This window comes from Acidiferrobacter sp. (genome assembly GCF_054609335.1).
The window spans coordinates 42,189-66,681 of the sequence record NZ_JBTRWP010000003.1 but is presented as its reverse complement, the minus strand read 5'-3'; the positions used below and the strand labels follow the sequence as shown (position 1 = coordinate 66,681).

Here is a 24,493-nt window from a genome sequence, read left to right as displayed (position 1 = left end):
GGGGGTGCGGTGCCCTGGCCGTTTCCCCGCCGCGGGGCAGCAAGCGCACACAAGACCCGCGGGCGGCACGTGGAAGGAGGGGTGCGCCTCCTTGGCCGCTTGGTCTTTGCTAGAATTTCAGTGCGTTCTCGCGAGAAGGGGTTGTGCTCATGAAACAGATAGCGGAAGCGGTTATAGACGAGCATGGTCAAGTCCATCCCATGGAACCGCTTCATGTCATAGGCCCCACCGTGCCGCTGGTAGCGGTGCTTGATGAGCGGCCAGCGGCTTGGGACGAGACGCTTGCGGCGGCGGAGCAATCGTTGGCGAATGAGGGATTTATGTCTTAGTCGCGACCGGTCGGCGCGGTTATCATAGGCGCCTCGCGGATTGCACGATCGCGGGGTATTTCTTTACGAATATGAGAGATCGATGAGGTCAATATGGGCGAAATGGTCAGTTTTAAACGGCCGGATGGTGGCAGCTGCGAGGGGTATTTGGTAGGAGCGGCTAAGGCGCCTGGGATCGTGGTGATCCAGGAGTGGTGGGGGCTCAACGAACAGATCAAGCGTGTTGCTGAACGCTTCGTGGCAGCGGGCTACCGGGTCTTGGTGCCTGATCTCTTTCGTGGGCAGGTGACCATGGAGGCCAAAGAGGCCGAGCATCTGATGAATGGGCTGAATTTCGTCGATGCCGCGAGCCAGGATATCCGTGGGGCAGTGCAGTACTTAAGGACGAGCGGGAGCTCTCATGTGGGCGTGTCCGGCTACTGTATGGGCGGGGCGCTTACGGTGCTTACCGCGATGCTGGTTCCGGAAAGCGATGCCAATGTCACATGGTATGGCTACCCCCCACTCGAATACGTTGATTCTGGTAAGATCAAGGCGCCCCTGCTGGGTCATTTCGGGACCCAGGACCAATTTTTCGCGATCGGCGGCGTTGATGCCTTGGAGACCAAGCTCAAAGAGGCGCGCGTGGGTTACGAGTTCCATCGTTACGAGGCCAAGCACGCCTTCGCCAACGAGGAGGCGGATTCCATGAAGCTGCCCCCGCTTGGCTACGAGCCGAAGGCGGCGGCGCTCGCCTGGGACCGGACGTTGGCGTTCTTCGAAAAATACCTGCGCTGAATGGGTGTCCGTCCCAGTACGGGTCTCCTCACGTGATTGCGGCGACCGCATAAGTTTTAAGTCGCGTGAGTGGGGGGAGTGTCGTGAGCCGCGCCACAGGCGATTGCTGATGGGGCCCATTAAAGCATCCGCATCCGGCCGCCGGGCCGTTGCGCCCACGTCAGGGGGGTGAAGGGGGTGTGGGCGAGCGATGCATGCGGGCCCAGCCGTAAGCGGCCGTGCCCATGAGGGTGGCGTCGGGATTGACCACCATATGCACCGGGATCTGTGTAAGCAGTTTGGCGAAGCGCCCTTTGGCGCAAAAGGTCTGTGCGAAGCGCGCGCGGTCTATGAGGGGCAAAAGCCGGGGCGGGATGCCGCCGGCGATATAGATGCCGCCCAGCGCAAAGACCTTGAGGGCGAGGTTGCCGGCTTCGGCGGCCAGGATAGTCAGGAAGGCATCGACCGCCGCGCTGCAGAGCGGGTTCGGCGTGTCGGGACGCAGGGCGGCCTCGAGGATGAGCGGCGTGCGGTCCGGGCTCGCAGCCAGGCGTGCGGCGAATGCGGGCGATTCCTGTGCGCCGTCCTGATCACGAAAGAAATCGTAGAGATGCGGGATGCCGATGCCCGAGCAGACCATCTCGTAGCTCACGTGATCGTAACGGCCTCGCAAGTAGGGGGCGAGACCCGTAAGCTCAGGCGTGGGCGCGGCAAAGTCCGCATGGCCGCCCTCCGAAGGTTGTGCCAGATAGCGGGCGCCATCCCACACGAGAAAGGCCTCGCCCAGGCCCGTGCCCGGGGCTATGATGGCTTTGGTCGCGCCGGGGGTGTCCTCGCCGGCGTTCAGGGTCTTCAGGTCGGTGGCCTGGAGGGTCGGGATGGCGTGGGCGACGGCGGCGAGATCGTTCAAGATATCGACTGATGTGAAGGCAAGTTCGGCACGGAGGGTGGCCCCATCGACCTCCCATGGGAGATTGGTGAGCTGTGCGCGGCCGTTTATGACCGGGCCCGCGACGTCGAGGCAGGCATGTCGCACGGAAAGGCCCGCGGTCCTTAGGAACTCGCCGAGCAGGGTCTGGAGATTCGGATATTCGGCGCTCTTTAGCCGGGCGCGCGCGAGCGGTTGGGCCAGGCCTGCCGCTTTCGATACGACAAGGAGGTCGGTCTTGGTCCCCCCGATGTCACCGATCAATAAGACGTCGCTTTCTCGCACGGCTAGGGTCCCCCTCTTGCAGCAGTTATGATCCGGGGTGTGCATCCCCATGGTACAGCATTGGCCGTCTTCGGTGCGCTGCGGCCCTGGAAAAACTTCAGGCGAGCCGCTAGTGTGCCAAGAGGATGGGCGTCGGGAACGGCCCACCATAATGAAAGGGGACAGCATGCGCATAGGAATGTGTGGTTTGGGACGCATGGGCGCGAATATGGCGCAGCGCCTTATACGAGCGGGCCACGAGGTGGCGGGCTATGCCCGCAGTCGCGCGACGGTGGACGGCTTCAAGGCTCAGGGCGGGCTCGGCGCCAACACATTGGCCGATCTTGTAGCCCAGCTTCCTGCGCCACGCGTCGTCTGGTGCATGGTCCCGGCGGCCTCGGTCGATACGCTGCTCGCTGAGCTTGCACCGCTGCTTGCTCCGGGCGACATCATAGTCGACGGGGGCAATTCCTTTTACCAGGACGATATCCGCCGAGGGCAGGCGCTTGCCGAGCGGGACCTCCATTATCTCGACGTCGGTACGAGTGGCGGCGTGTGGGGTCTCGAGCGGGGGTATTGCCTCATGATTGGCGGCGAGGCGCGTGTTGTGGCGTCTCTCGACCTTGTGTTTCGAGCTCTGGCCCCAGGGGCCGCGGCCGTGCCGCCCACGGCTGGGCGGCCCGCAGGCTCCGGATCGGCCGAGTTGGGTTATCTGCACTGTGGTCCGCATGGCGCGGGCCATTTCGTGAAGATGATTCATAACGGGATCGAATACGGCGTGATGGCCGCCTATGCCGAGGGACTCAATATCCTCAAGCGGGCGAATGTCGGCATATCGTCCCATGACAAGGACGCTGAGACCGCTCCCCTGCGCAACCCGGAACATTTTCAATATAACTTCGATGTCGCCGAGGTCGCGGAACTCTGGCGGCGCGGTAGCGTGATAAGCTCGTGGCTGCTCGATCTCACCGCGGCCGCCCTGCAAGGGAACCCCGACCTCAAGGGTTTTGCCGGCCAGGTGGCGGATTCCGGGGAAGGGCGCTGGACGGTCCAGGCGGCGGTCGAGGAGGGTGTGCCGGTCCCGGTCATATCCGCGGCGCTCTATGCGCGCTTTGGCTCGCGCGGACACGCCGATTTCGCCGACCGTGTTCTTGCTGCCATGCGATACCAGTTTGGTGGGCACGTCGAAAAGCCTTAAGGGGTGCTCGGGAGACGGGTTCGATTTGTGACGATTGTGCGATCGTCGTGGGGCTTGCTTAAACCGCCATGTCGCGTTAGGGTCTCAATTAAAGCGCTGCCGTATTGCACGCGGCGGCGTTCCAGGAACAGGGGTCAATTGGACGACCGAAAGCGACAGATCAGGCTAGGAGGCAGCCGCCTTGGACAATCAATTCGATACGTCGCGCGACGCGGGTGCGCCGGGCGCGGAGCGCGGTGGTGTTGCGCTGACCGATAGTGCGGAGTGGCGGGCGCTCGCCGGCCATTTTCGGAGCGTGGAGGGCCTCACCCTGCGCGCCCTTTTCGATGCCGATCCAGATCGGGGAAAGGCGCTTACCGCAGAGGGTGGCGGTCTCCATCTCGATTATTCTAAGAATCGTGTCACCCGGGAAACGATGCGGTTGCTCGTGGAACTCGCGCGGGCGCGCGGGCTTGAGGGCCGCCGCGATGCCATGTTCCGGGGCGCGCGCATCAATGTGACCGAGGATCGGCCGGTACTGCATGTCGCCCTGCGCAGCCCCTTAGGCGTCGAGATCCTGGTCGACGGGGACGATGTGGTGCCCGGCGTGCACGCAGTCCTCGAGAAGATGGCGGTTTTTGCCGACAAGGTCCGCGACGGCTCGTGGACAGGCTACACCGGCAAACGCATCCGCACCGTGATCAATATAGGGATCGGTGGATCCTACCTTGGCCCCGAGATGGCCTGCCAGGCGTTGCGGGCCTTTGCCGATCCGAATATCGCGGTGCGTTTCGTGGCGAATATCGACGGCGAGGCATTTCGTGCAGCGACCGCGGATCTGGATCCGGCGGAGACGCTTTTCATTGTCTGCTCGAAGACCTTCACGACCCAGGAGACCATGGTTAACGCGCGCACAGCGCGACAATGGTGCATAGCGGGGCTCGGAAGCGACGCCGCCGTCGCCGCGCACTTCGTGGCGGTTTCGACCAATACCACTGAGGTTGCGCGTTTCGGTATCGATCCTGGTCATATGTTCGGCTTCTGGGATTGGGTGGGGGGGCGGTATTCGCTGGGGTCGGCGGTCGGCTTGTCTGTGATGATCTCAGTGGGGCCGGCGCATTTCCGGGAGATGCTGGCGGGATTTCGGGATATGGACGAGCATTTCCAGACCGCGGCGTTTGAGCAGAACCTGCCGGTGCTGATAGGGGCTTTAGGGGTCTGGTACAACAACTTTTTTGGAATGGAGACCCAGGCAATTTTGCCGTATGCGCATGGACTCGCACGGCTTCCGGCCTATCTCGAACAACTTCAGATGGAAAGTAACGGCAAGCACGTCGATCTGGCCGGGCGACCGGTCACCTACCAGACGGGCGCCATAATCTGGGGCGAACCGGGGGTCGACGCGCAGCACTCCTTCTACCAGCTTTTGCACCAAGGGACCAAGGTGGTGCCCTGCGATCTGATCGGGTTTTGCCGTTCCCGTGCTGGTTTGTCCGGCCACCAGGACCTTTTAATGGCAAACCTTCTGGCGCAGGCGGAGGCGCTTGCCTTCGGGCGCTCGGCCGCCAAACTTGCGGAGGAGGGGGTTCCTTCCGACCAGATCCCTTACCGGGTCTGTGAAGGCAATCGCCCCACTACCGTCATTCTGGCCGAGAGCTTGACGCCGCGTACGCTGGGCGCGCTCATTGCCCTCTACGAGCATGTCGTTTTTACGCAAGGCGTCATCTGGGGTATTGATTCCTTCGACCAGTGGGGCGTGGAGTTGGGCAAGGTGCTGGCGCGACGGATCGTGGCGGAGATGCAAGGGGGTGCCCCCGAGGCGATCCACGACAGCTCGACTACAGCTTTGATCGAGCGCTATTTGGCGATGCGCGGCGGCTGACCGCCGCGACTTAGGCATGAGCCTTGGGGCCGGCCTCGGCGAGAGGCGGCGTCCTTAACATTTCATGAGAACGAGGAATCGCTGTCCCATGGACCAAGCACCAAGATTTGTAAGCCAGCTCACCCGCAACACCCTCGCGCTCATTCTTGCTGGAGGTCGTGGCTCGCGGCTCAAGCATTTGACGATGTGGCGCGCGAAACCGGCCGTGCCGTTCGGTGGCAAGTTTCGGGTGATCGACTTCCCCTTATCGAACTGCGTGAACTCCGGCATCCGCCGCATCGGGGTTCTTACGCAGTACAAGGCCCATTCTCTGATCCATCATATCCAGAAGGGGTGGGGGAGCTTGCGCGGCGATTTTGGGGAATTCGTGGAGCTCCTTCCGGCCCAGCAGCGGATCGAATCTTCCTGGTATGCAGGCACGGCCGATGCCGTTTATCAAAATCTCGATATCGTGCGCAATCACAATCCTGAATATGTCCTGATCCTGGCCGGTGACCACGTCTACAAAATGGACTACGGACCCATGATCGCCTATCACGTGCGCAAGGGCGCGGACCTGACCGTAGGGTGCGTCCATGTGCCGCTCGAACGCGCGAGCGACTTCGGGGTCATGGCGACCGACGAGGAAGGCCGCATCGTGCGGTTCGACGAGAAGCCCAAGAATCCGACGCCAACCGTGCCAGGCGGCAATATGGCGCTCGGCTCCATGGGCATTTATGTGTTCAGTGCACGTTTTCTCTATGAGCAGCTGATCAAAGACGCCGATACCAGGAAATCGCAGCACGATTTTGGTCACAACATCATACCAGAGGCCTTGCCGCGCTATCGGGTCATGGCCTATGCCTTTGCGAACGACAGCGGCGGCCAGTCAGCCTACTGGCGCGACGTCGGGACTTTGGATGCCTATTGGGAGGCCAACATGGAACTGGTCGGCGTGACTCCGGAGCTCAATCTCTACGACACGTCATGGCCGATCTGGACGTATCAAGAGCAGCACCCGCCGGCGAAGTTCATTTTTGATGACGATGGGCGCCGGGGAATGGCGGTGGACTCCATGGTGTCGGGTGGCTGCGTGATCTCGGGCGCGGTGGTGCGCCATTCCCTGCTCTTTTCCGCCGTGCGCACGCACTCCTATGCGGAAGTCGTGGATTCCGTGGTCATGGGCGATGTCGATATAGGCCGGCACAGCCGTATCCGCAAGGCGATCATCGACAAGGGGTGTCGTATACCCGAGGGCACCACAGTCGGATGGGATCACGAAGAAGATGCGCGCCGCTATCATGTCACCCCCGCGGGCGTAGTGGTGGTGACGCCGGAGATGCTGGGTCAGGATCTGCATCATGCGCGATAAAGGGGGGCTCAACCTGGTCCTGTGTTGGCATATGCATCAGCCGCAGTATCGGCGCCTATCTGACGGCCAGTACCAGCAGCCGTGGACCTATTTGCATGCCATCAAGGATTACGTTGACATGGCGGCGCACATCGAAGCGATCCCAGGTGCCCGCGCGGTCGTCAATTTCTCACCCGTTCTGCTCGAGCAGCTCGCCGACTATGTCATACAGGTCCGGACCCATCTCCAGGATCACGCGCCCCTTCGAGACCCGCTGCTTGCGGCGCTGGCTGGTCACTGGCCTCCGCCGGGGCCCGCGCGGGCGGCGCTCATAGAGGCCTGCCTCAGGGCCAATAAGGCCCGCGTGATCGAGAGATTTCCGGCCTTCAAGAGATTGACCGCGCTCGCCGAGCCCGTGATCGCGGACCCGGAGCTGTCCGGATATCTCGAAGAGCGCTATTTGCGGGATCTCGTCGTGTGGTACCACCTAAGCTGGCTCGGAGAGACGGTGCGTCGCAGTGACGCGCGCGTGGGGCAGCTCATGGATAAGGCCCGGGACTTCGACGAGGATGCGGCCCAGACGTTGCTCACCGTGATTGCGGAGGTCCTCGCAAGTATCGTGCCTCGCTTCCGCAAGCTCGCGGAAAGCGGGCAGATCGAGTTGTCGTTTACCCCGTATGCGCATCCTATTGTGCCACTATTGCTGGACTTTGCGGTGGCCCGCGAGGCGCAGCCGGATGCGAAGCTTCCCGCGGTCGCGCATTATCCCGGAGGCGAAGAGCGGGCACGCTGGCAGATCAAGGCGGGCCGCGAGGCGTTTATCCGACATTTTGGATACGCCCCGGCTGGCTGTTGGCCGGCCGAGGGGGGTATCAGCGCCCAGACGCTCGCGCTCCTGGATGATGCGGGCGTGAAGTGGACGGCGTCCGGTGAGCGCGTCCTACGCCATAGCCTGCAGGCGAGCGCGATGGATGCAGGCAACGGGGATCGGTACTGTGCCTATGGTGCGCCGGGCCGGGCCATACGGTGTTTCTTTCGGGACGACGGGCTCTCGGACCTCATCGGGTTTTCCTACGCCGATTGGCACGCCGATGATGCGGTCGGCAATTTGATCTCTCATCTCGAGACCATTGCCCGTGCAGCCGACACTGATAATGCGCCGATTGTGTCTATCATCATGGATGGCGAAAATGCCTGGGAATATTACCCCGAAAACGCCTATTACTTTTTGCGGGCGCTCTACGAGAGGCTTGCGAACCATCCTTTGATCCGGCTTACGACCTTCTCGGACTACTTGAAGGAAGAGTCGGCTTACACCGCGCTGCCGCCGCTCATAGCGGGAAGCTGGGTCAATGGGACCTTCGCGACCTGGATAGGCAGTCCCGACAAGAACCGTGGTTGGGAGATGCTCGTGCAGGCCAAAAAGGACTACGACCGGGTTGTGGGTCTGGGGCGCCTCTCAGTGGAGGACGTCGAACGCGCCACGGAGGCCTTGGCCGTGTGCGAGGGGTCTGATTGGTGCTGGTGGTTCGGTGACTACAACCCCCGCGAGTCGGTTCGGGATTTTGAGCGCCTCTATCGCTGCCACATCAACGACCTTTATCGAATCCTCGGCGAACCGCCGCCACCTATGATCGCGGAGGCCTTCGTCCAGCACGGCGGCGACCGCTGCGAGCGCGGCGGGGCCATGCGCAGTTCAGGAGCTGTATGACTGGTAGGGTGTCGCGTAGCGCCCCCGTTCTGGATCGCCGGCGTCTGGGCGTCTTGCTGCACCCAAGTTCTTTGCCCGGAGATGGTCCCAAGGGGACGCTAGGCGCTGAGGCGCGGCGCTTCGTGGACGTCCTGCGCACGGCCGGGGCGACGGTGTGGCAGGTATTGCCGCTTGGGCCCCTTGGCGGCGGCTCCCCCTATAACAGCCCTTCGGCGCACGCCGGCGACCCCGATCTCATCAGTCTTCAGGATCTTGTCGAGCAGGGCTGGATTGGAGCGTCCGAGGTGTCCGTCGGCGCGTGGGACGCGTCTGCTCGACGCATGGCACTCTGGGGCGCGCGTCTGCGTCTAGAGCAGCGTGGAGAGGCTGCGATCTTGGCCGCGTTCGCTGATTTCAAGCAGGACCACAAGGCATGGTTGTCCGATTACTGCGCCTACGAATGTATCAAGGCCGAGCGGGGTGGTGCGCCGTGGTGGGAGTGGCCCGCGGCCCTCAAGGATCGCGACTTGCATGCCATCGCGGCCATCAAGGGCTCGGATGTCTGCGAGACGGTGGCCTTCGAGCAGTTCGTGTTCTTCCGCCAGTGGCACGCGCTCAAGGACTACGGGCGCATGCGTGGCCTGCATTTTTTTGGAGACGTGCCCATATTCGTCGCTGAGGACAGTGCCGACGTCTGGGCGCATCGCGAGCTCTTTGTATTGGATGCGCTCGGGCGCCCGGAGATTGTGACCGGTGTGCCGCCCGACTACTTCTCGGCGCATGGTCAGCGGTGGGGTAATCCTCATTATCGATGGGCACACATGGTGGCCGACGGCTTTTCCTGGTGGCGCGAGCGGGTGCGTACCCAGCGCCAACTCTTCGATTGGATAAGAATCGATCACTTCCGGGGATTTTCGGCGTCTTGGGCGATCCCGGCGCATGCCCCTACCGCCGCGGGCGGCGAATGGATGCCGGTCCCCGGCGATGCCTTGCTCACGGCGCTTTCGGACGACTTCGGGGAGCTGCCTCTGATCGCCGAAGATCTCGGCCTGATCACCGATGACGTCTATAGTCTACGCGACCGCCACGGCCTCCCAGGCATGCGCGTCTTGCAGTTCGCCTTCGATGGCGATCCGACAAATCCCCACCTGCCCCACAACTACATCCCCAATTGCGTGGCCTATACCGGAACCCATGACAATGATACGAGCGCGGGGTGGAGCGCCGCTTTGTCGGAGGCGCAGCGCGAGATTGTGCGCGCCTATCTTCCGGAGATCGATGAGGCGCCAGCATGGGCGGCCATGCGCGCTGTGATCGCCTCCGTCGCCTATTTCGCGGTCGTGCCGTGGCAGGATGTGTTGGGTCTCGGAAGTGGCGCGCGCATGAATACACCGGGACTGTCGAGCGGCAATTGGGGGTTTCGGTTTCAGTGGGGCGACGTCCCGGATTCTGTCGTCACGCGTCTAGCGCGACTCGCATTTTTGTATGGGCGCGCTCTGGCTTAAAGGGATCGTGGCGGGCGCCTGGCTTCACGAAAGAGGCCATGAAGTATTCCGCCGACCGACCCGCGCTGCAGCTCCTCGGGCCCATTGGCGGCTTAAGCCTTTGGTAGGCCAGAGGAATCCCGCGGCAAGGTTTTTTCCCGAAATATCAGGCGCGCCAGGATGAGCCCTGGACAAATACCGGTGATCGCCGCGAAGGAAAAGAATACGGCGGGCACATAGAGCACCCAACTGACGACTCGGAACCCGGTAAGTGTGATGCCGACCCATAGGACGCTGCCCGCGAAAAGAAACAGGGCGCGTAGAGCCGGACTGATGCCGTAACGTGACGTAGAACGTCCCATAAGTGATCCTTGTGCAACGCAAGGGCCTGCGAGGGAGCTTAGCTGCCGCGTACGGTTACTGCAACGAAGAAGATCTTGAGGCGGGTTTTCGGTTTGTTCAAGCAAGACCGCACCTATCCGTGACGATCCCACGGGAATCCTTATGGCGGTTCTTTACCAAGAAAACCATGGATATTGTTAGCATCCGTCGGCTCAGTGCAAATATCGGGCTCCATGCGGCGTTGCCCCGTCGCGCATATAGCGAGCAAAACGGTATGTTCGGGATCTTGTGAGGGACTTGTCCAATGCGGATCCCACGAGATGGGGAACTGCTGAGGCCTACGGCTATCTACAGAAGGGATGGGCGTCGGCATGGGGCCGGACGCGGGCCCATGATGATAGGAGGACTGCGTGGCGGATGGGCGCGTAAGATCGTTAGACGCGATGCGCGGCCTTGCGGCCGTCTCCGTGGTCTTATCGCATTATGTGCTGGTCGTGGCGCACGCCGGGCGACGGCGCTATGAGTATGCCTCGCGCTGGCTTCACTGGTTGTCCGAGACGCCACTGGGATTGCTATGGGCGGGACGCGCGGCGGTCCTGTTCTTCTTCGTTTTGAGCGGCTATGTGCTCTTCATTATGCTCGAGCGTTCCAGCCTCAGTTACTGGACCTATCTCAAAAAAAGAATAGCGCGACTCTATATACCTTACTTGGCCGCTATCGGTCTCGGCATTGCGGGCGCCGCGCTTCTCTACGCGAAGCCATTGCAGGGGCTTGGTCCTTGGATCAACAAGTTCTGGTCGTGGCCGCCCAGCACGGGACCAGTGGTGGACCACGTCGGCTTCGTGGACGCGTTCAATTCAGATCGTTACGACTTTACCATCTGGACACTTGTACAGGAGATGCGTATTTCCCTGATCTTTCCTTTGCTGGCCTTATGGATCCGCCGCTTGCGTTGGCAGGTGGCTTGGCTGCCCTTTGCATTCGTGGCCGCAGGGGTGGTGCTTTTGCGCGGTGTGGCGCAGAGCATGGGCGAGGCTTGGTCCGGCGTTGTCATGGGTGGAGGACTGACCGCCTATAGCGCGACGATCTACTATATGGCGCCCTTCGCGCTCGGCGCACTCCTTGCCTGTCACCGAGATGCCGTGAGACGGCGCTACTGTGCTCTTCGGCCGTCCATGCGAATCGGATTCTCCGTTTCGGCGTTTGTGCTTTACTTTTACGCGCCGCGCACGCTGGCGGCCTTCGGCAATCATCGCATGTTGGTCCACGATTGGCCTATCATGATCGGCGCAGCCTTAGGTCTTGTTGTGGTCGCCTACGAGGCGCCCATAAAGCGATTTTTCGAACGCGGGGCTTTTCAATACCTCGGGCGTATTTCCTACAGTCTCTATCTGTTCCATCCACTTGTGTTATTGGCAGCGCTACACGTTTTTTATGGACGTGTAGCTCTTGCTCCCCTGCTTGGCCTCACATTCGTTGCGACTATGCTGATCTCCGATCTCGCCTATCGTTGGATCGAAAGGCCGGCGGCACAGGTGGCGCGGCGACTTGGGGGGTCATATCGACCGGACCGCGCATAAGTTCGGCAGACTCGCGAGGATCTCGTTTGTGACGTCGACGGGTTGGTCATGCGCATTGGTATGTCGATAGATCGATGGCGCCTCTGACGCGCATCGAGCGTGGGGGGCTTGCCATGAGATACGCAGCCACTTTCGGTTCGTCTGCGATGTGCGATTCCCGGGGATAAAGCGAGGTCGGGCCCGCGGTGCGAATGATGCGATCCTGTGGCTGTGAAGGGAGCTGTGGCCTCTTGGCAGCTAAGGTTACGGTGTTATGAGATGGGAGCGTGGCGCCCTTTAGGGCGCCACGCGGATGCAAATATTCACCGATGCAGCATATGGAGGACCCGGGCTCTAAGGGCCGGATCCGCATCGACTTGGTGTACAAGGTTGTTGTATTGCGGGAGAGTCAGCTTCTGAGCCTTTATGGCGGATACCATCGACTCTTGGGCCTTTGCCTGGATACTGCGTAGCGCGGCGGGATGCGCCCTCATGGTCGGCAATTTTTTGATGTAGGCGGTGCGAATTTTTGCAACGTGCTGAATGGCGACTGCGAAGTGGCGCAAGGTGGTGTGGTTGATCTGCGGCATGGCGGCGGGCGGCGCGGCCTGTGGAGGCGTCATGGCGCGCGAGTGGGCGTAGGCGCTCACGGACGCGAGCCCAATCGTGATGGTGATGGCGAAACGAATTGCAGTCCTGGCAAGCTCCATCGCTATGTCATTCCTCGGTTGTGTGGTGACCGTGGGAGAGTTAGCAATGGTTGTGCCAGCCGCCCGCAGATATTGCAATCGACGTGAGAACTACGCCTATGGCCAAAAAAGGGCGGGTACAGGCCCGTTTTGCGCAGGATGCGGTTGCGTGTCTATGTGTCACAAAGTCACATGGGGCACATAGGCCGTGGCGAGACGGTGCCGCGCGGGCAAGTCTGCAAGAGGGGGGGTTATGGAAAAACGGCGTATTTTAGTTGTGGACGATCGCCGGAATTTCCGCGCGCGATTGAAGGAGGATTTGGCAAAAGCCGGGGCTGTCGTTCGGACTAGGAAAGCGCGCATGATGCCTTGACGTTGCTGCCGGAATGGCAGGCGGATCTGGTCGTAAGCGGGTTGCGGTGGGAGGGGGGCGGCATGGCCCTGTGCGCATGGATACGCGGGGCGCCGCGACCGCCGGCATTCATGATGCTTTCGCCAGAGAGGGGCGTTCTTGCCAACGGCGAGGCTGGGGACGCGGGTCCGCCGCCAATGGTAGGGTCCATTGTACCCCCGACCTTGTCAGCTGTTTCTTGCACAAACCTGGCGTCAGGCATGCCCGTGAGTACGGCGATCGACACAAAGTCGGGCGCGGGGCAGGTCGTGGACTTTCATGGCTTGATTGGGTGCGGCCCGGAGATGTGTGGCCTCCGCCTGCGCCTCAAGAAGGCGGCGAGTACGGACGCGCCGGTGCTTCTTACGGGGGCGAGCGGCAGCGGCAAGGAGCTTGCCGCACGGGCGATCCATAAAGAAGGCGCTCGGCGCCATCGGCCGTTCGTGGCGGTTAATTGCGCTGGCATCTCTGAGTCTTTGTGGGAAAGCGAGTTTTTTGGGTACAAGGCGGGGGCGTTCAGCGGCGCCGCCAGAGATCAGGACGGTCTCTTCGCCGCAGCTCATGGCGGCACCTTGTTTTTGGACGAGCTTGGAGAGATGTCGCTTGCAAGCCAGGCCAAGCTTTTGCGTGTCCTGGAGGGCGGGTGGTTACGGCCGGTAGGCGCGCTGCGCGAGCGCCGCGTCGACGTGCGTATCGTGGCGGCCACGAACCGGGATCTATCGCAGGCGGTCGAGCAAGGGCGTTTTCGGCACGATCTCCTTTTCCGCATAGATGTTCTGGGAGTGTCCCTCCCGGATCTCGCTGGCCGGTTCAATGACATCGCGGTTCTCGCCGGACACTTCTTGCAGGGGTGCCGGAGGGAGGTGGGCGGTGCGACGCCGAGGCTCCGTCCCGATGCTTTGCGCGCACTGCAAGACTACGCATTTCCAGGAAACGCCCGCGAGCTTCGCAACATTGTGCAGTCGGCCGCGGTATTTGCGCGAGATGCTCAGATCGCCCTCGAGGATTTGCCGGCAAGTGTCCGCCGTCAGTATGGCGGGATAGACGACGGGTGCAGGCGCGACGCGCAGGACGATGGGTTGGCCACGGGAGATCTTGTCACCCTGGAGGAATGGAAACAGGCGTACGTGCGGAATGTGTTGCGACGCGTGGGAGGCAATAAGCGGGCTGCGGCGCGGATCTTGGGCATAGAGCGGCGGACACTGTACCGCTGGCTCACTGAGGACTGAGGCGCCAGGGATGGCCTTGCGGCGCGCGAGCCTAAGCCCGCGCCTTATCGCAGGGCGCAGTCGGGAAGGTGGCACGAGGCCTGCGCGGCACCGTGTGTACCTTGGGTGTCGATGGATGCCGCGTCGGTAGCGCCGGTCCGGGATTGAGGATGATGGGCCTACCGCCCCCCTAGAGCCAGACCATGCAGCCCATCTCGAAGCGGTGAGCGAGTAGGGCATGGTAAGGGTAGGCCCGCACCCGCAGCGTCTGGAAGCCCGATGTCTCGGGCTTATGGTCGAGGCGGAAGGTGAGACGCCCTTCGCCGTCCACCCCCGTCGGTGCTAGCTGCACTTGCGCACGCACAATATGCTCGCCGATGTCATCCTGGGATTCGAACAGGCACTCGACGACGAGATCCTCCTGGTGCAGGCCATTAGCGTGTACGAGGATCGTAATATGTAAGGATTCGCCGACCTTGAGTGATTCCGGCGCGTCGTTGCCGCGCTCGAGTCGCACCCCGGGCCAGGCTGTCGCCACGGCTCGCTTCCAACGCGCAAGCGTTTGGCCGCCAGCGGCTTCCTCTCGCATCAGAAGGTGGGCGTGTTCGGCCGCCTTGCGGTAGTAGTCGCGTGCATATTCGAGGACCATCCGTTCGGCGTTGAAGACCGGCATGGCCCGACGCATGGCGGCTTTCGATATCGCGATCCAGGAACGTGAATAGCCGTGCTCGGCGGTATCGAAATAGAGGGGTAGGACCTGTTGTTCGAGAATGTCCATCAGTTCCGCGCTCTCCTCGCGCGTGCGCTGGGCGTTGTCGATGAGTCCCTTGTGCGGACAGATACCCCAGCCGTTGTCGCCGGCATAACCTTCGCCCCACCACCCATCGAGAATACTCAAATTGACGATCCCGTTTATAGCCGCCTTCTGTCCCGATGTGCCGCTGGCTTCAAGCGGGTATTCCGGTGTATTCAGCCACACGTCGACTCCGGTCACAAGCCGCCGCGCTAGCGCGAGGTCGTAGCCTTCAATCAGGATGATTTTTCCTTCGAACTCGGGACGTTTGGAGAACTCATGGATCAAACGGATGAGATTTTGCCCCGGATGATCGTGGGGATGGGCCTTGCCGGCGAACAGCAAAAGGACCGGTCGCTCCGGGTCGTTCAGGAGGCGCGCAAGACGCGTTGGATCCTCGAGTAGCAGTCCGGCGCGCTTATAAGTTGCGAAGCGTCGCGCGAAGCCTATGACGAGCGGGCCTTTGGCGTCCAGCTCGAGCTGGCGGGTGAGCCTGTGAATCACTCCCTCGCCCACGCCATTGCGACGATACTGGCGGATGACCCGTTTCTTGACCGCCTCCAGCATCGCGGCCTTCAAGGACTGATGCACACTCCAGTAGCTGTGGTCCGGGATCGTGTCTATCCGTTCCCAATAACGGGCTTCGGTGAGTTTGTTGCGCCATTCGCTGCCGAATCGCATATCGAAGAGGCTGCTCCATTCTTGGGCAAGAAAGGTGGCCACATGGATGCCGTTGGTGACATAGCCCACCGGGTTCTCGGTCCAGGGGATCTGCGGCCAGATGTAGGCCTCCATGCGCGAGGCGATCTCGCCGTGAATACGGCTTACCCCATTGTGCAAGCGGGATCCGCGTAGCGCGAGGGCCGTCATATTGAACCCGCCCTGGCTTATGGGGCTCGAACCGAGCTCCTTGAGTTCGGCGATGCCGATCCCAAGGTCCGCCACATAGGGCTCCAGGTAGCGGGCGAACAACTCCTCGTCGAAGATATCGTGACCTGCCGGCACGGGGGTATGTGTCGTAAAGACCGTCCCGGCCGCCACGATCTCCAGGGCTGTATCAAAATCGAGCCCCTGATGCGCAAGTTCCCGGCAGCGTTCCAGGATCTGGAAGGCGGGATGGCCTTCGTTGATGTGCCAGACGGTGGGCGCGAGGCCTGCGGCGCGCAGGGCGCGCACCCCGCCTATGCCGAGGACGATCTCCTGCCTCAGTCTCGTCTCGCGGTCGCCGCCATACAGTTGGCACGTAATGGCCCGGTCAGCAGCCGTATTCTCGGGGATGTCGCTGTCGAGCAGGTAGAGGGAGATGCGGCCTGCCACTACGCGCCAGATCTTGAGGGCCACGCTGCGCCCAGGAAGGGTGACCGATACCCGGATCTCGCGGCCCTCGCTATCACAGGCTGGGGTCACCGGGAGGTCTGCGAGGAGCGCGGGAGCCGTCCCCACGATCTGATTGCCCTGCGCATCTATCGTTTGCGTGAAGTATCCCTGGCGATAGAGCAGTCCCACGGCCACGAATGGCAGACCGAGGTCGCTTGCCGCCTTGCAGTGGTCGCCCGCCAGGATACCAAGGCCGCCAGAGTAGATCTGGAGACTCTCGTGCAAGCCGAACTCGGCGCAGAAGTAGGCCACCAAATCGGTCTTGGGGTCGAGACTCATAAGTCGCGATGGGATGTGCACCGTGTGGTAGGTGTCGTGGAGCGACAGCGCCCGCTGATACTCTTCGAGGAACAGGGGATCCTGCGCTGCTTCGTCGAGGCGCTCCTGCGCTACGCGCCGCAGCATGAGTTTGGGATTGCGCCCGCACCGTTCCCAGAGCGCCGGGTCGAGCCGCACGAATAGCAGGCGGATCGGGCGGTTCCAGCTGTAGAGGAGGTCTACGGCAAGTTCAGACAGGCGCGCAAGGCGCTCGGGAATGTTGGGCTGGACTTCTAGAGGGTAGCGGGTACCGGGCACGTGTTGACCTTTGGCGATCGTGGGTTTGGGACTTGCATCCTGCTGATGGCGCTTGCAGCTATTATGCCACAGGCCGCGCGGTCGTCCTTATTCATACCACAGACGGCTTGAGGTAGGCGCCGTTCTTTCGGTGGAAGGAGTGCTCGTTACGCTGAACGGTCGCGGATCTGCCGCGTCTACGCGCCGTTGGGCACGGCCTGTGCGTACCCTTGCGTCGTGTGGCTATTACGTTGCGGATGGTCTCACGGCTGTCGAAGGAACCGGTGTCCGTCTGCGCCATCCCGGACGTTTCGCTACTTGTCATGCCCCGACATGGTCCGTAACATGGCTCAACAGGGCCGTATCGGCTCGGGCGTTCGTCCTGGGCGCGATCGAGTGTAGGAGGGCAGTGGATGCCAGGTGGGAGGGGAGCGAAGCGCGAGGTGCCGTTTGGAGACGTCGGCTCATGGTTCAGCCCGGAGGATATCTACCTCTTCCGCGAAGGTCGGCACGCTAGGCTCTACGATAAGCTCGGGGCCCACCCGGTGCGTTTGCCCGACGGGATGGGGGTCCACTTCGCTGTGTGGGCGCCCAACGCGCGGTCCGTTTCGGTCATAGGGGACTTCAACGGCTGGCGGAAGGAGGCTCACCCGCTTAATGTTCGCGAGGATGGCTCAGGCCTTTGGGCGGGCGTCGTCGCGGGGATCGGTCCCGGGGCGCCCTACAAATACCACATCATCTCCCGCGAGACAGGTTACGAAGTCGAGAAGGCCGATCCCTTTGCGTTTTGTGCAGAGGAACCCCCGCGTACCGCGTCTATCGTGTGCGACGCCCCCTATACGTGGGGCGACGGTGCATGGATGCAGTCGCGTGGAGGGAGACTGGGCCGATCCGCCCCGGTAAGCATCTATGAGGTGCACGCGGGGTCATGGCGTCGTGTCCCCGAGGAGGGCGGGCGCTGGCTCAGCTATCGGGAACTCGCAGCCGCGCTGCCCGCCTATGTCGCCGATCTGGGTTTTACCCACGTTGAATTTATGCCGCTTACGGAGCACCCGTTCTACGGCTCGTGGGGTTACCAGACCACGGGTTATTTTGCGCCCACTGCGCGCTTTGGAACGCCAGAAGACCTGATGTTCCTGATCGACGCCCTCCACCGCGAAGGCGTCGGGGTCATATTGGACTGGGTGCCGTCTCACTTTCCGACCGATCTGCACGGCCTCGGATTCTTTGATGGTACGCATCTTTACGAACATGCCGATCCCCGCCGCGGATACCACCCGGAATGGCATTCGAGCATTTTTAATTATGGGCGGCACGAAGTGCGGTCGGTGTTGGTCTCGAGCGCGCTTTTTTGGCTCGAGCGATTTCATATCGACGGACTGCGAGTCGATGGCGTCGCCTCCATGTTATACCGGGACTATGCGCGACCGGCGGGCGAGTGGGTTCCCAACGCCCATGGCGGTCGCGAGAGCGAGGAAGCGATTCAGTTTCTGCAGGAGCTGAACGAGGCCGTCTACCGCCAACATCCCGACGTCCAGACCATAGCCGAGGAGTCGACCGCTTGGCCGCAGGTGTCCCGGCCGGTCTCCATGGGTGGCCTCGGGTTCGGCTACAAATGGAATATGGGCTGGATGCACGATACGCTCGATTACATGGAGCGGGAGCCTATCTATCGCAAGTACCACCAAGGGCAACTGACATTCAGTCTCTGGTACGCCTTCCAGGAGAACTTCGTGTTGCCGCTTTCGCACGATGAGGTGGTCCATGGGAAGGGGTCTCTCATTGGCAAAATGCCGGGCGATGACTGGCAGAAGTTCGCGAACCTGCGCCTGCTTCTCGGCTACATGTTCTGTCATCCGGGAAAGAAGTTGTTATTCATGGGCGCCGAGATCGCCCAGTGGCGGGAATGGAGTCACGAGGGCAGTCTCGATTGGCACTTGTTGGACTACGCCCCGCATCAGGGCATCCAGAGGCTGGTGCGCGATCTGAACCGCCTCTATCGCGAGGAAACGGCGCTGCATGCTGCCGATACCGAAGTTGAAGGGTTTCGTTGGGCGGACAATGGGGATTGGGAGCAGAGCGTCATCAGTTTCTATCGGTTTGCGGGGCTGGGACAAGATCCGGTCCTTGTGGTCTGCAATTTCACGCCCATGCCGCGCCACAACTATCGTCTGGGCGTCATGCGCGCGGGGTTTTGGAAGGAGATCATGAATACGGATGCCACGATCTACGGAGGAAGTGGCCAGGGAAATCTTGGGGGCCTGGAAACGGCGCCGGTGGGCGCCCACGGACAGCTCCAGTCGCTCAATCTCGTTTTGCCCCCGCTCTCGCTCGTGGTCTTCCAGGTGCCGCCTGGGCAGGGAGGGTAGGCGGTGGCACGAGCCCAAGCGCAGCGGGGAACGATGCCGTCGGACGGGCGCAATCGGGTTGTCATCGACGCGGTGAGTCCGGTAGTGGATTGCGGGCGTTTTCCGATCAAGCGGATCATAGGTGATCGCGTCACGGTCGATGCCGACGTCTTTGCTGACGGCCACGATGTGGTGGTCTGTACCTTGTGTGTGCGCAGACCGAACGGAAAGACCTGGAGTCGCGCGCGCATGGCGCCCATCGGCAATGACCGCTATCGCGCATCCTTCACGGTGGGCGAGCTGGGTGTCTACCACTATACCGTGCGTGCCGCTATAGACCACTTTGGTTCGCTCTGCCACGAACTCGTGCGCAGACCTTTGGATGACCCAGACCTTGCGATGGTGTTTCAGCAAGCGGCCGCCATGATAGGGGAGGCGGCGGTGAACGCAGGCACGCGGGAAGGGCGGTCATTGCGTACGGTCCAGGCGCTTCTCCAGGGGGATGCCGTGCCTGGGGAAAAGCGCGCCGCGCTTCTTGACGAGACGCTCGCGGAGCGCGTGTACCGCTTCGCGGCGCACCCCCATGAGACGGCGCTCGAGACCGAGTTTGCGGTGCGCGTGGATCCGGAACGGGCCCGCTTCAGCGCCTGGTACGAGTTTTTCCCGCGCTCGGTCGGAGGCATTCCGGGCGGCCGCTTGCGCGATGCAGGTCCCATGCTGGCCTATGTGGCGAGCATGGGTTTTGACGTCGTGTATTTGCCGCCCGTCTCGCCGATCGGAGAGCGTCTGCGCAAGGGGCCCAACAATACCCTGAGTCAAAACCCAGCCGATGTCGGCAGTCCGTGGGCGATCGGGAGCGCGCAGGGTGGCCACAAGGCGCTGGCGCCCGAACTTGGCACGCTCGCGGACTTCCGCGTGTTTTGCGATGAGGCGGCCAAGAATGGCATGGCCGTGGCGCTCGATATCGCGTTTCAATGTTCCCCGGACCATCCTTACGTGACTGAGCATCCGGAGTGGTTCCGCCACAGGCCTGACGGCACGATCCAGTATGCGGAGAATCCGCCGAAAAAGTATCAGGACATCTACCCCCTTGATTTCGAGACGGACGATTGGCGGGCGCTATGGCAGGAATTGAAGAGCGTCGTCACATTCTGGATAGGGGAGGGCATACGCATCTTTCGTGTCGACAACCCGCACACTAAGGCCTTCCTGTTCTGGGAATGGCTCATACGAGAGGTCCGATCAGCGTACCCGGAGGTTTTGTTCTTGGCGGAGGCATTCACGCGGCCCAAGGTGATGCACGGGCTCGCCAAGCTCGGCTTCACACACTCCTACACCTATTTCACATGGCGGAATACCAAGCGCGAGCTGACCGAATACTTCACCGAGCTCACCCAAGGGCCGGGACGGGAGTATTTCCGGCCGCATGTATGGCCTAACACGCCGGACATACTTCCTTCGTTCCTTCAGCATGCTCCGCGCGCGGCCTTCGTTATTCGGCTCGTGCTGGCCGCAACCTTGAGCGCCAGCTACGGGATCTACGGGCCCGCTTTCGAGCTTCTGGAATCGGAGCCGCTTGAACCCGGTAGCGAAGAGTACCGTGATTCCGAAAAGTATCAAAAACGCGTATGGGATCTGGCAAGGCGCGATAGTCTGCGGGCGATCATCACCCGCTTGAACGCCATTCGCCGTGCGCATCCGGCTTTGCAGAGCGATCGGAATCTCGTCTTTCACGCTATCGATAACGACAATCTAATCGGGTTTAGCAAGACCGCCGATGATGGGGCGTCGCCCGTGCTCGTGGTAGTCAATCTCGACCCGCATCATCGCCAGTCCGGGTGGCTCGAGTGGCCGGCGCATAGTCTGGCTGGGGCAGGGGGGCGGCCCGTGCAGATGCACGACCTTTTATCTGACGCCCGTTATCTCTGGAGTGGAGGCCGCCACTATGTGGAGCTTGCGCCGGAACAGGCGCCAGCCCACATCTTCCGTCCGCGAGGCTATGTGGGTAATGAGCACGATTTCGACTACTACTCTTAGGCGCGCCATGCAAAGAAGAACAAAAACCGAGACGTCGCGAATATCGGACGACCCACTTTGGTACAAGGACGCCGTCATCTACGAGTTGCACGTGCGCGCCTTTTTTGACGGTAATGGCGACGGCATCGGGGATTTCGTGGGGCTGACCCAAAAGCTGGATTACCTACAGGACCTCGGAGTGGATACTCTGTGGGTCCTGCCGTTCTACCCGTCGCCTATGCGGGATGATGGCTACGACATTGCCGATTATCGCAATGTCCATCCGGATTACGGAACGCGGCGCGACTTTCTGCAGTTCGTGCGGGCGGCCCATGAGCGCGGGCTTCGGGTCATCACGGAACTTGTTATAAACCACACATCGGACGAGCATCCTTGGTTTCAGGCCGCGCGACGCGCGCCGGCGGGGTCGCCGAAGCGTGATTTCTATGTGTGGAGCAACACGGTCAAGAAATTCGAAAACACGCGCATCATATTCACCGACAGCGAGAAGTCCAATTGGGCATGGGATGAAGGCGCCAAGGCTTATTATTGGCATAGATTCTTTTTTCATCAGCCGGATCTGAATCACAACAACCCGCAGGTCGTGAAGGCGGTGGTGCGGGTCATGGAGTTTTGGCTTGGGCTGGGCGTGGACGGCCTGCGTCTCGACGCCATTCCCTATCTGTGCGTCCGCGAGGGAACCAGCAACGAAAATCTCCCCGAGACCCACGCTGTGGTGCACTACATGCGCTCGGTCATCGACAGCCGCTACAACAACCGTATGTTGCTAGCCGAGGCCAACCAATGGCCCGAGGATGTGCGTGATTACTTCGGTGGCGGGGACGAGTGCCACATGGCCTACCACTTCCCGCTCATGCCGCGCATGTATATGGCGATCGCGCAAGAGGACCGTCACCCGATCGTCGAGATCATGAAGCAGACGCCCGATATCCCGGAGACCTGTCAATGGGCGATCTTCTTGCGCAACCACGATGAGCTGACCCTGGAAATGGTCACGAACAAGGAGCGTGACTACATGTACCAGATGTATGCGGCCGACCGCAAGGCGCGCTTGAATCTCGGTATACGGCGCAGGCTCGCACCACTTATGGATAACGATTTCGACAAGATCCGTCTCATGAACAGTCTGCTCTTGTCGATGCCTGGTTCGCCCATCATTTATTACGGCGATGAGATTGGGATGGGTGACAATATCTATCTCGGCGACCGCAATGGCGTGCGCACGCCCATGCAATGGAGTCCGGACCGTAACGCGGGCTTCTCGCGCGCCGATCCCCAGCGTCTCTTCTTGCCGCCGATCATGGATGCGATCTATGGCTACGGCGCCGTGAACGTGGAGGCACAGTCGCGCGATCCCTCGTCGCTCCTCAACTGGACCCGCCGCATGCTCACGATCCGCAAGGGCACGAAGGTCTTTGGGCGCGGGACGCTCGTGTTCCTTGAACCTGGAAACCGCAAGATCCTGGCCTACGTGCGCGCCTATGGTGACGAGACGGTCTTGTGCGTCGCTAATCTGTCGCACTCCGCGCAGCCTGTGGAGCTTGATTTGTCGGTCTACAAAGGGCGCGTCCCGATCGAGCTCATGGGACGCACGCCGTTTCCACCTATTGGCGAGTTGCCCTATCTCCTGACCCTTCATGGCCACGGCTTTTATTGGTTCCGGCTCGCCGAGGGTGGCGAGGTCCCGGCGTGGCACGAGGAGCGGTTGCCGCCGGAGGAGCTGCCGCTGCTCGTCTTGTTCGATGGATGGCGCAGCTTGTTCCGCGAGCGCGTCGTGCCCTGGCGCATGACCATGGCCGACCGGGCGCGCGCGCAGTGGGAGCAAGATGCTGTGCCGCGGTTTATGACCGCGCAGCGGTGGTATGGCGAAAAGGGTGCCACGCAAAAGCGCGTCGTCATGACCGAGACCGCCGAATGGGTGACGCCCGACGGAGGTTTTTTTCTTACGCTGGTCGATGTGGAGGACGGTGATCGCCCGGCGCGGTATTTTCTGCCGGTATCACTCGTGTGGGAGACGGACAACGAGGCGCGTATGCGTTCTGTCCTGCCGCTTGCCATGGCGCGCGTGCGCCAGCAGGCGACGCTTGGCATTCTGGGCGATGCCTTTGGGGACGAAGTCTTTTGCCGCAAACTTGTTATGGCGATCCGCGATGGGCAGCGCTTCGAAGCGGAGGCGGGCGTTATGCAAGGGGTGCCTGCAGGCACCCTCCACGATGCGGTCGCGCCGGACGAGGCCGTGCGGCATCCCAACTCCCGTAGCACGAATACGGCCGTGGCCATCGGCGAGAGGTTGTTCCTGAAGGGCTATCGGCGCCTCCAGGAGGGTATAAGTCCAGAGGCGGAGATGGGTCGGTTCTTGTGTGATGTCGCCCATTTCCCTTATACGGTCCCGGTGCTCGGGACCTTGGAATACCGGCCGGCCGGAGGCGGGGTCATTACGCTGGCACTCCTGCAAGGCTATCTCGAGAATCAAGGGGACGCCTGGGACTACACGCTCAATTACCTCGAGAACCACCTCGAGCTGTGCCTGCATGGTTCGGTGCAAACGGCCGACGGTGAGGAGGAGGCGCACGGCGGCTATCTCGCGCTTGTGCGCACGCTCGGCTTGCGTACGGCACAGATGCATCTGGCGCTTGCCGTGCCCACGGGTGACACGGCCTTCGATCCGGAACCCCTCGTGCCTGACGAGGGGGCGCGATGGGTTGAGGGTGTGCGCGCGGAGATCGAGGAGACCTTCGCTATGCTTGGCGCGCGGCTTCCCTCATTGCCCGAGGAGGCGCAGGGTGATGCCCACGCCGTGCTCGCCGTGCGTGCGCAGCTTTTGGGTAAAGCCGCGCTATCGGCTCCGACCATCGGGCAAAAGATCCGTTATCACGGCGATTACCATTTGGGACAGGTGCTTTTGCAGAAGAACGATTTTGCAATCACGGATTTTGAGGGCGAGCCTGGACGCACCATCGCGGAGCGGCGGCGCAAGCATACGCCCTTGCGGGATGTCGCGGGCATGATTCGGTCCTTCAATTACGCCATGTATACTGCCTTGGATCACGTCACCGTGGGGCAGGCGGAGCACATGGCGACCTTGTTACCCCATGCCCGCTCCTGGGAGCGCGCCACGGTATCAGCCTTCATGGGTTCCTATGCCACAGCCATGGAGGGCACGAGCTTATGGGAAACCTTTACGGAGGCGCGCGAGTGGTTGCGGCTCTTCCTGCTCGAAAAGGCCTTCTACGAGTTACGCTATGAAATGAAGAATCGCCCCCAGGGTGTGGGGATTCCTTTGCGGGGTCTTTTGACTATTCTGGAGCCTGAGGCGGTGGCGCAAGACCCGTCGGGCGCGTAGATTTCCCCTTA

General features: G+C 61.7%; 16 protein-coding genes. 12 read left to right on the top strand and 4 right to left on the bottom strand.

Annotated elements, in window-relative coordinates; all coding sequences use genetic code 11:
* The first annotated feature begins 149 nt into the window (after window positions 1-149).
* Entirely contained in the window at window positions 150-329 is a 180-nt protein-coding gene (locus ACYCTF_RS01400) for a hypothetical protein (protein ID WP_461282309.1), read from the top strand.
* Between the two features lie 93 nt (window positions 330-422).
* A complete protein-coding gene (locus tag ACYCTF_RS01395) occupies window positions 423-1,106 on the top strand; it encodes a dienelactone hydrolase family protein (RefSeq protein ID WP_461282308.1) in 684 nt (227 codons plus the stop codon).
* A gap of 160 nt (window positions 1,107-1,266) precedes the next feature.
* Here ACYCTF_RS01395 and glk read toward each other — a convergent pair whose 3' ends face one another.
* Window positions 1,267-2,298 carry a glucokinase gene (glk, locus tag ACYCTF_RS01390; protein WP_461282307.1) on the bottom strand — a complete coding sequence of 344 codons (1,032 nt, stop codon included), beginning with the start codon at window positions 2,296-2,298 and terminating at the stop codon, window positions 1,267-1,269.
* A 166-nt stretch (window positions 2,299-2,464) separates the two neighbouring features.
* On the opposite strand from glk, the gene gnd reads away from it, so the two are divergent.
* The 5 genes from gnd to malQ all read left to right on the top strand — a co-directional run bounded on the left by gnd (window position 2,465) and on the right by malQ (window position 9,861).
* A complete protein-coding gene (gene gnd, locus ACYCTF_RS01385) occupies window positions 2,465-3,475 on the top strand; it encodes a phosphogluconate dehydrogenase (NAD(+)-dependent, decarboxylating) (RefSeq protein ID WP_461282306.1) in 1,011 nt (336 codons plus the stop codon).
* Window positions 3,476-3,722: 247 nt separating this feature from the next.
* Entirely contained in the window at window positions 3,723-5,336 is a 1,614-nt protein-coding gene (pgi, locus tag ACYCTF_RS01380; protein ID WP_461282337.1) for a glucose-6-phosphate isomerase, read from the top strand.
* Window positions 5,337-5,424: 88 nt separating this feature from the next.
* Window positions 5,425-6,687, top strand: a complete 1,263-nt coding sequence (gene glgC, locus ACYCTF_RS01375; protein WP_461282305.1) for a glucose-1-phosphate adenylyltransferase — start codon at window positions 5,425-5,427, stop codon at window positions 6,685-6,687.
* On the top strand, window positions 6,677-8,377 hold the full coding sequence (locus tag ACYCTF_RS01370; protein ID WP_461282304.1) for a glycoside hydrolase: 1,701 nt from the start codon (window positions 6,677-6,679) through the stop codon (window positions 8,375-8,377). Before glgC ends, ACYCTF_RS01370 begins: the two co-directional genes overlap by 11 nt.
* Window positions 8,374-9,861 (top strand): 4-alpha-glucanotransferase, encoded by a 1,488-nt coding sequence (gene malQ, locus ACYCTF_RS01365; protein WP_461282303.1) that lies wholly within the window; start codon window positions 8,374-8,376, stop codon window positions 9,859-9,861. Before ACYCTF_RS01370 ends, malQ begins: the two co-directional genes overlap by 4 nt.
* Window positions 9,862-9,953: 92 nt before the next feature.
* Here the strand turns inward: malQ and ACYCTF_RS01360 are convergent, their stop codons facing one another.
* Window positions 9,954-10,202, bottom strand: coding sequence for a hypothetical protein (locus ACYCTF_RS01360; protein ID WP_461282302.1), 249 nt, complete (start codon window positions 10,200-10,202; stop codon window positions 9,954-9,956).
* A 390-nt stretch (window positions 10,203-10,592) separates the two neighbouring features.
* On the opposite strand from ACYCTF_RS01360, the gene ACYCTF_RS01355 reads away from it, so the two are divergent.
* Window positions 10,593-11,762: an acyltransferase family protein gene (locus ACYCTF_RS01355; RefSeq protein ID WP_461284424.1), complete on the top strand. Its 1,170-nt coding sequence runs from the start codon at window positions 10,593-10,595 to the stop codon at window positions 11,760-11,762.
* A 302-nt stretch (window positions 11,763-12,064) separates the two neighbouring features.
* Here the strand turns inward: ACYCTF_RS01355 and ACYCTF_RS01350 are convergent, their stop codons facing one another.
* Window positions 12,065-12,451, bottom strand: a complete 387-nt coding sequence (locus ACYCTF_RS01350; protein ID WP_461282300.1) for a DUF4168 domain-containing protein — start codon at window positions 12,449-12,451, stop codon at window positions 12,065-12,067.
* Window positions 12,452-13,042: 591 nt separating this feature from the next.
* On the opposite strand from ACYCTF_RS01350, the gene ACYCTF_RS01345 reads away from it, so the two are divergent.
* The gene (locus tag ACYCTF_RS01345) at window positions 13,043-14,050 is read left to right on the top strand and encodes a sigma-54 interaction domain-containing protein (RefSeq protein ID WP_461282299.1); all 1,008 of its coding nucleotides are present in this window, start codon (window positions 13,043-13,045) and stop codon (window positions 14,048-14,050) included.
* A gap of 169 nt (window positions 14,051-14,219) precedes the next feature.
* On the opposite strand, the gene glgP is transcribed toward ACYCTF_RS01345, so the two are convergent.
* On the bottom strand, window positions 14,220-16,775 hold the full coding sequence (gene glgP / locus ACYCTF_RS01340; protein WP_461282298.1) for an alpha-glucan family phosphorylase: 2,556 nt from the start codon (window positions 16,773-16,775) through the stop codon (window positions 14,220-14,222).
* A 392-nt stretch (window positions 16,776-17,167) separates the two neighbouring features.
* On the opposite strand from glgP, the gene glgB reads away from it, so the two are divergent.
* The 3 genes from glgB to treS are packed head-to-tail and all read left to right on the top strand — an operon-like array spanning window position 17,168 to window position 24,482.
* On the top strand, window positions 17,168-19,123 hold the full coding sequence (gene glgB, locus ACYCTF_RS01335) for a 1,4-alpha-glucan branching protein GlgB (protein WP_461284423.1): 1,956 nt from the start codon (window positions 17,168-17,170) through the stop codon (window positions 19,121-19,123).
* 3 nt (window positions 19,124-19,126) lie between these two features.
* A complete protein-coding gene (locus tag ACYCTF_RS01330; RefSeq protein ID WP_461282296.1) occupies window positions 19,127-21,139 on the top strand; it encodes an alpha-1,4-glucan--maltose-1-phosphate maltosyltransferase in 2,013 nt (670 codons plus the stop codon).
* 7 nt (window positions 21,140-21,146) lie between these two features.
* Complete coding sequence (gene treS, locus ACYCTF_RS01325; RefSeq protein WP_461282295.1) at window positions 21,147-24,482, top strand: maltose alpha-D-glucosyltransferase; 3,336 nt, start codon at window positions 21,147-21,149, stop codon at window positions 24,480-24,482.
* The last annotated feature ends 11 nt before the right edge of the window (window positions 24,483-24,493 follow it).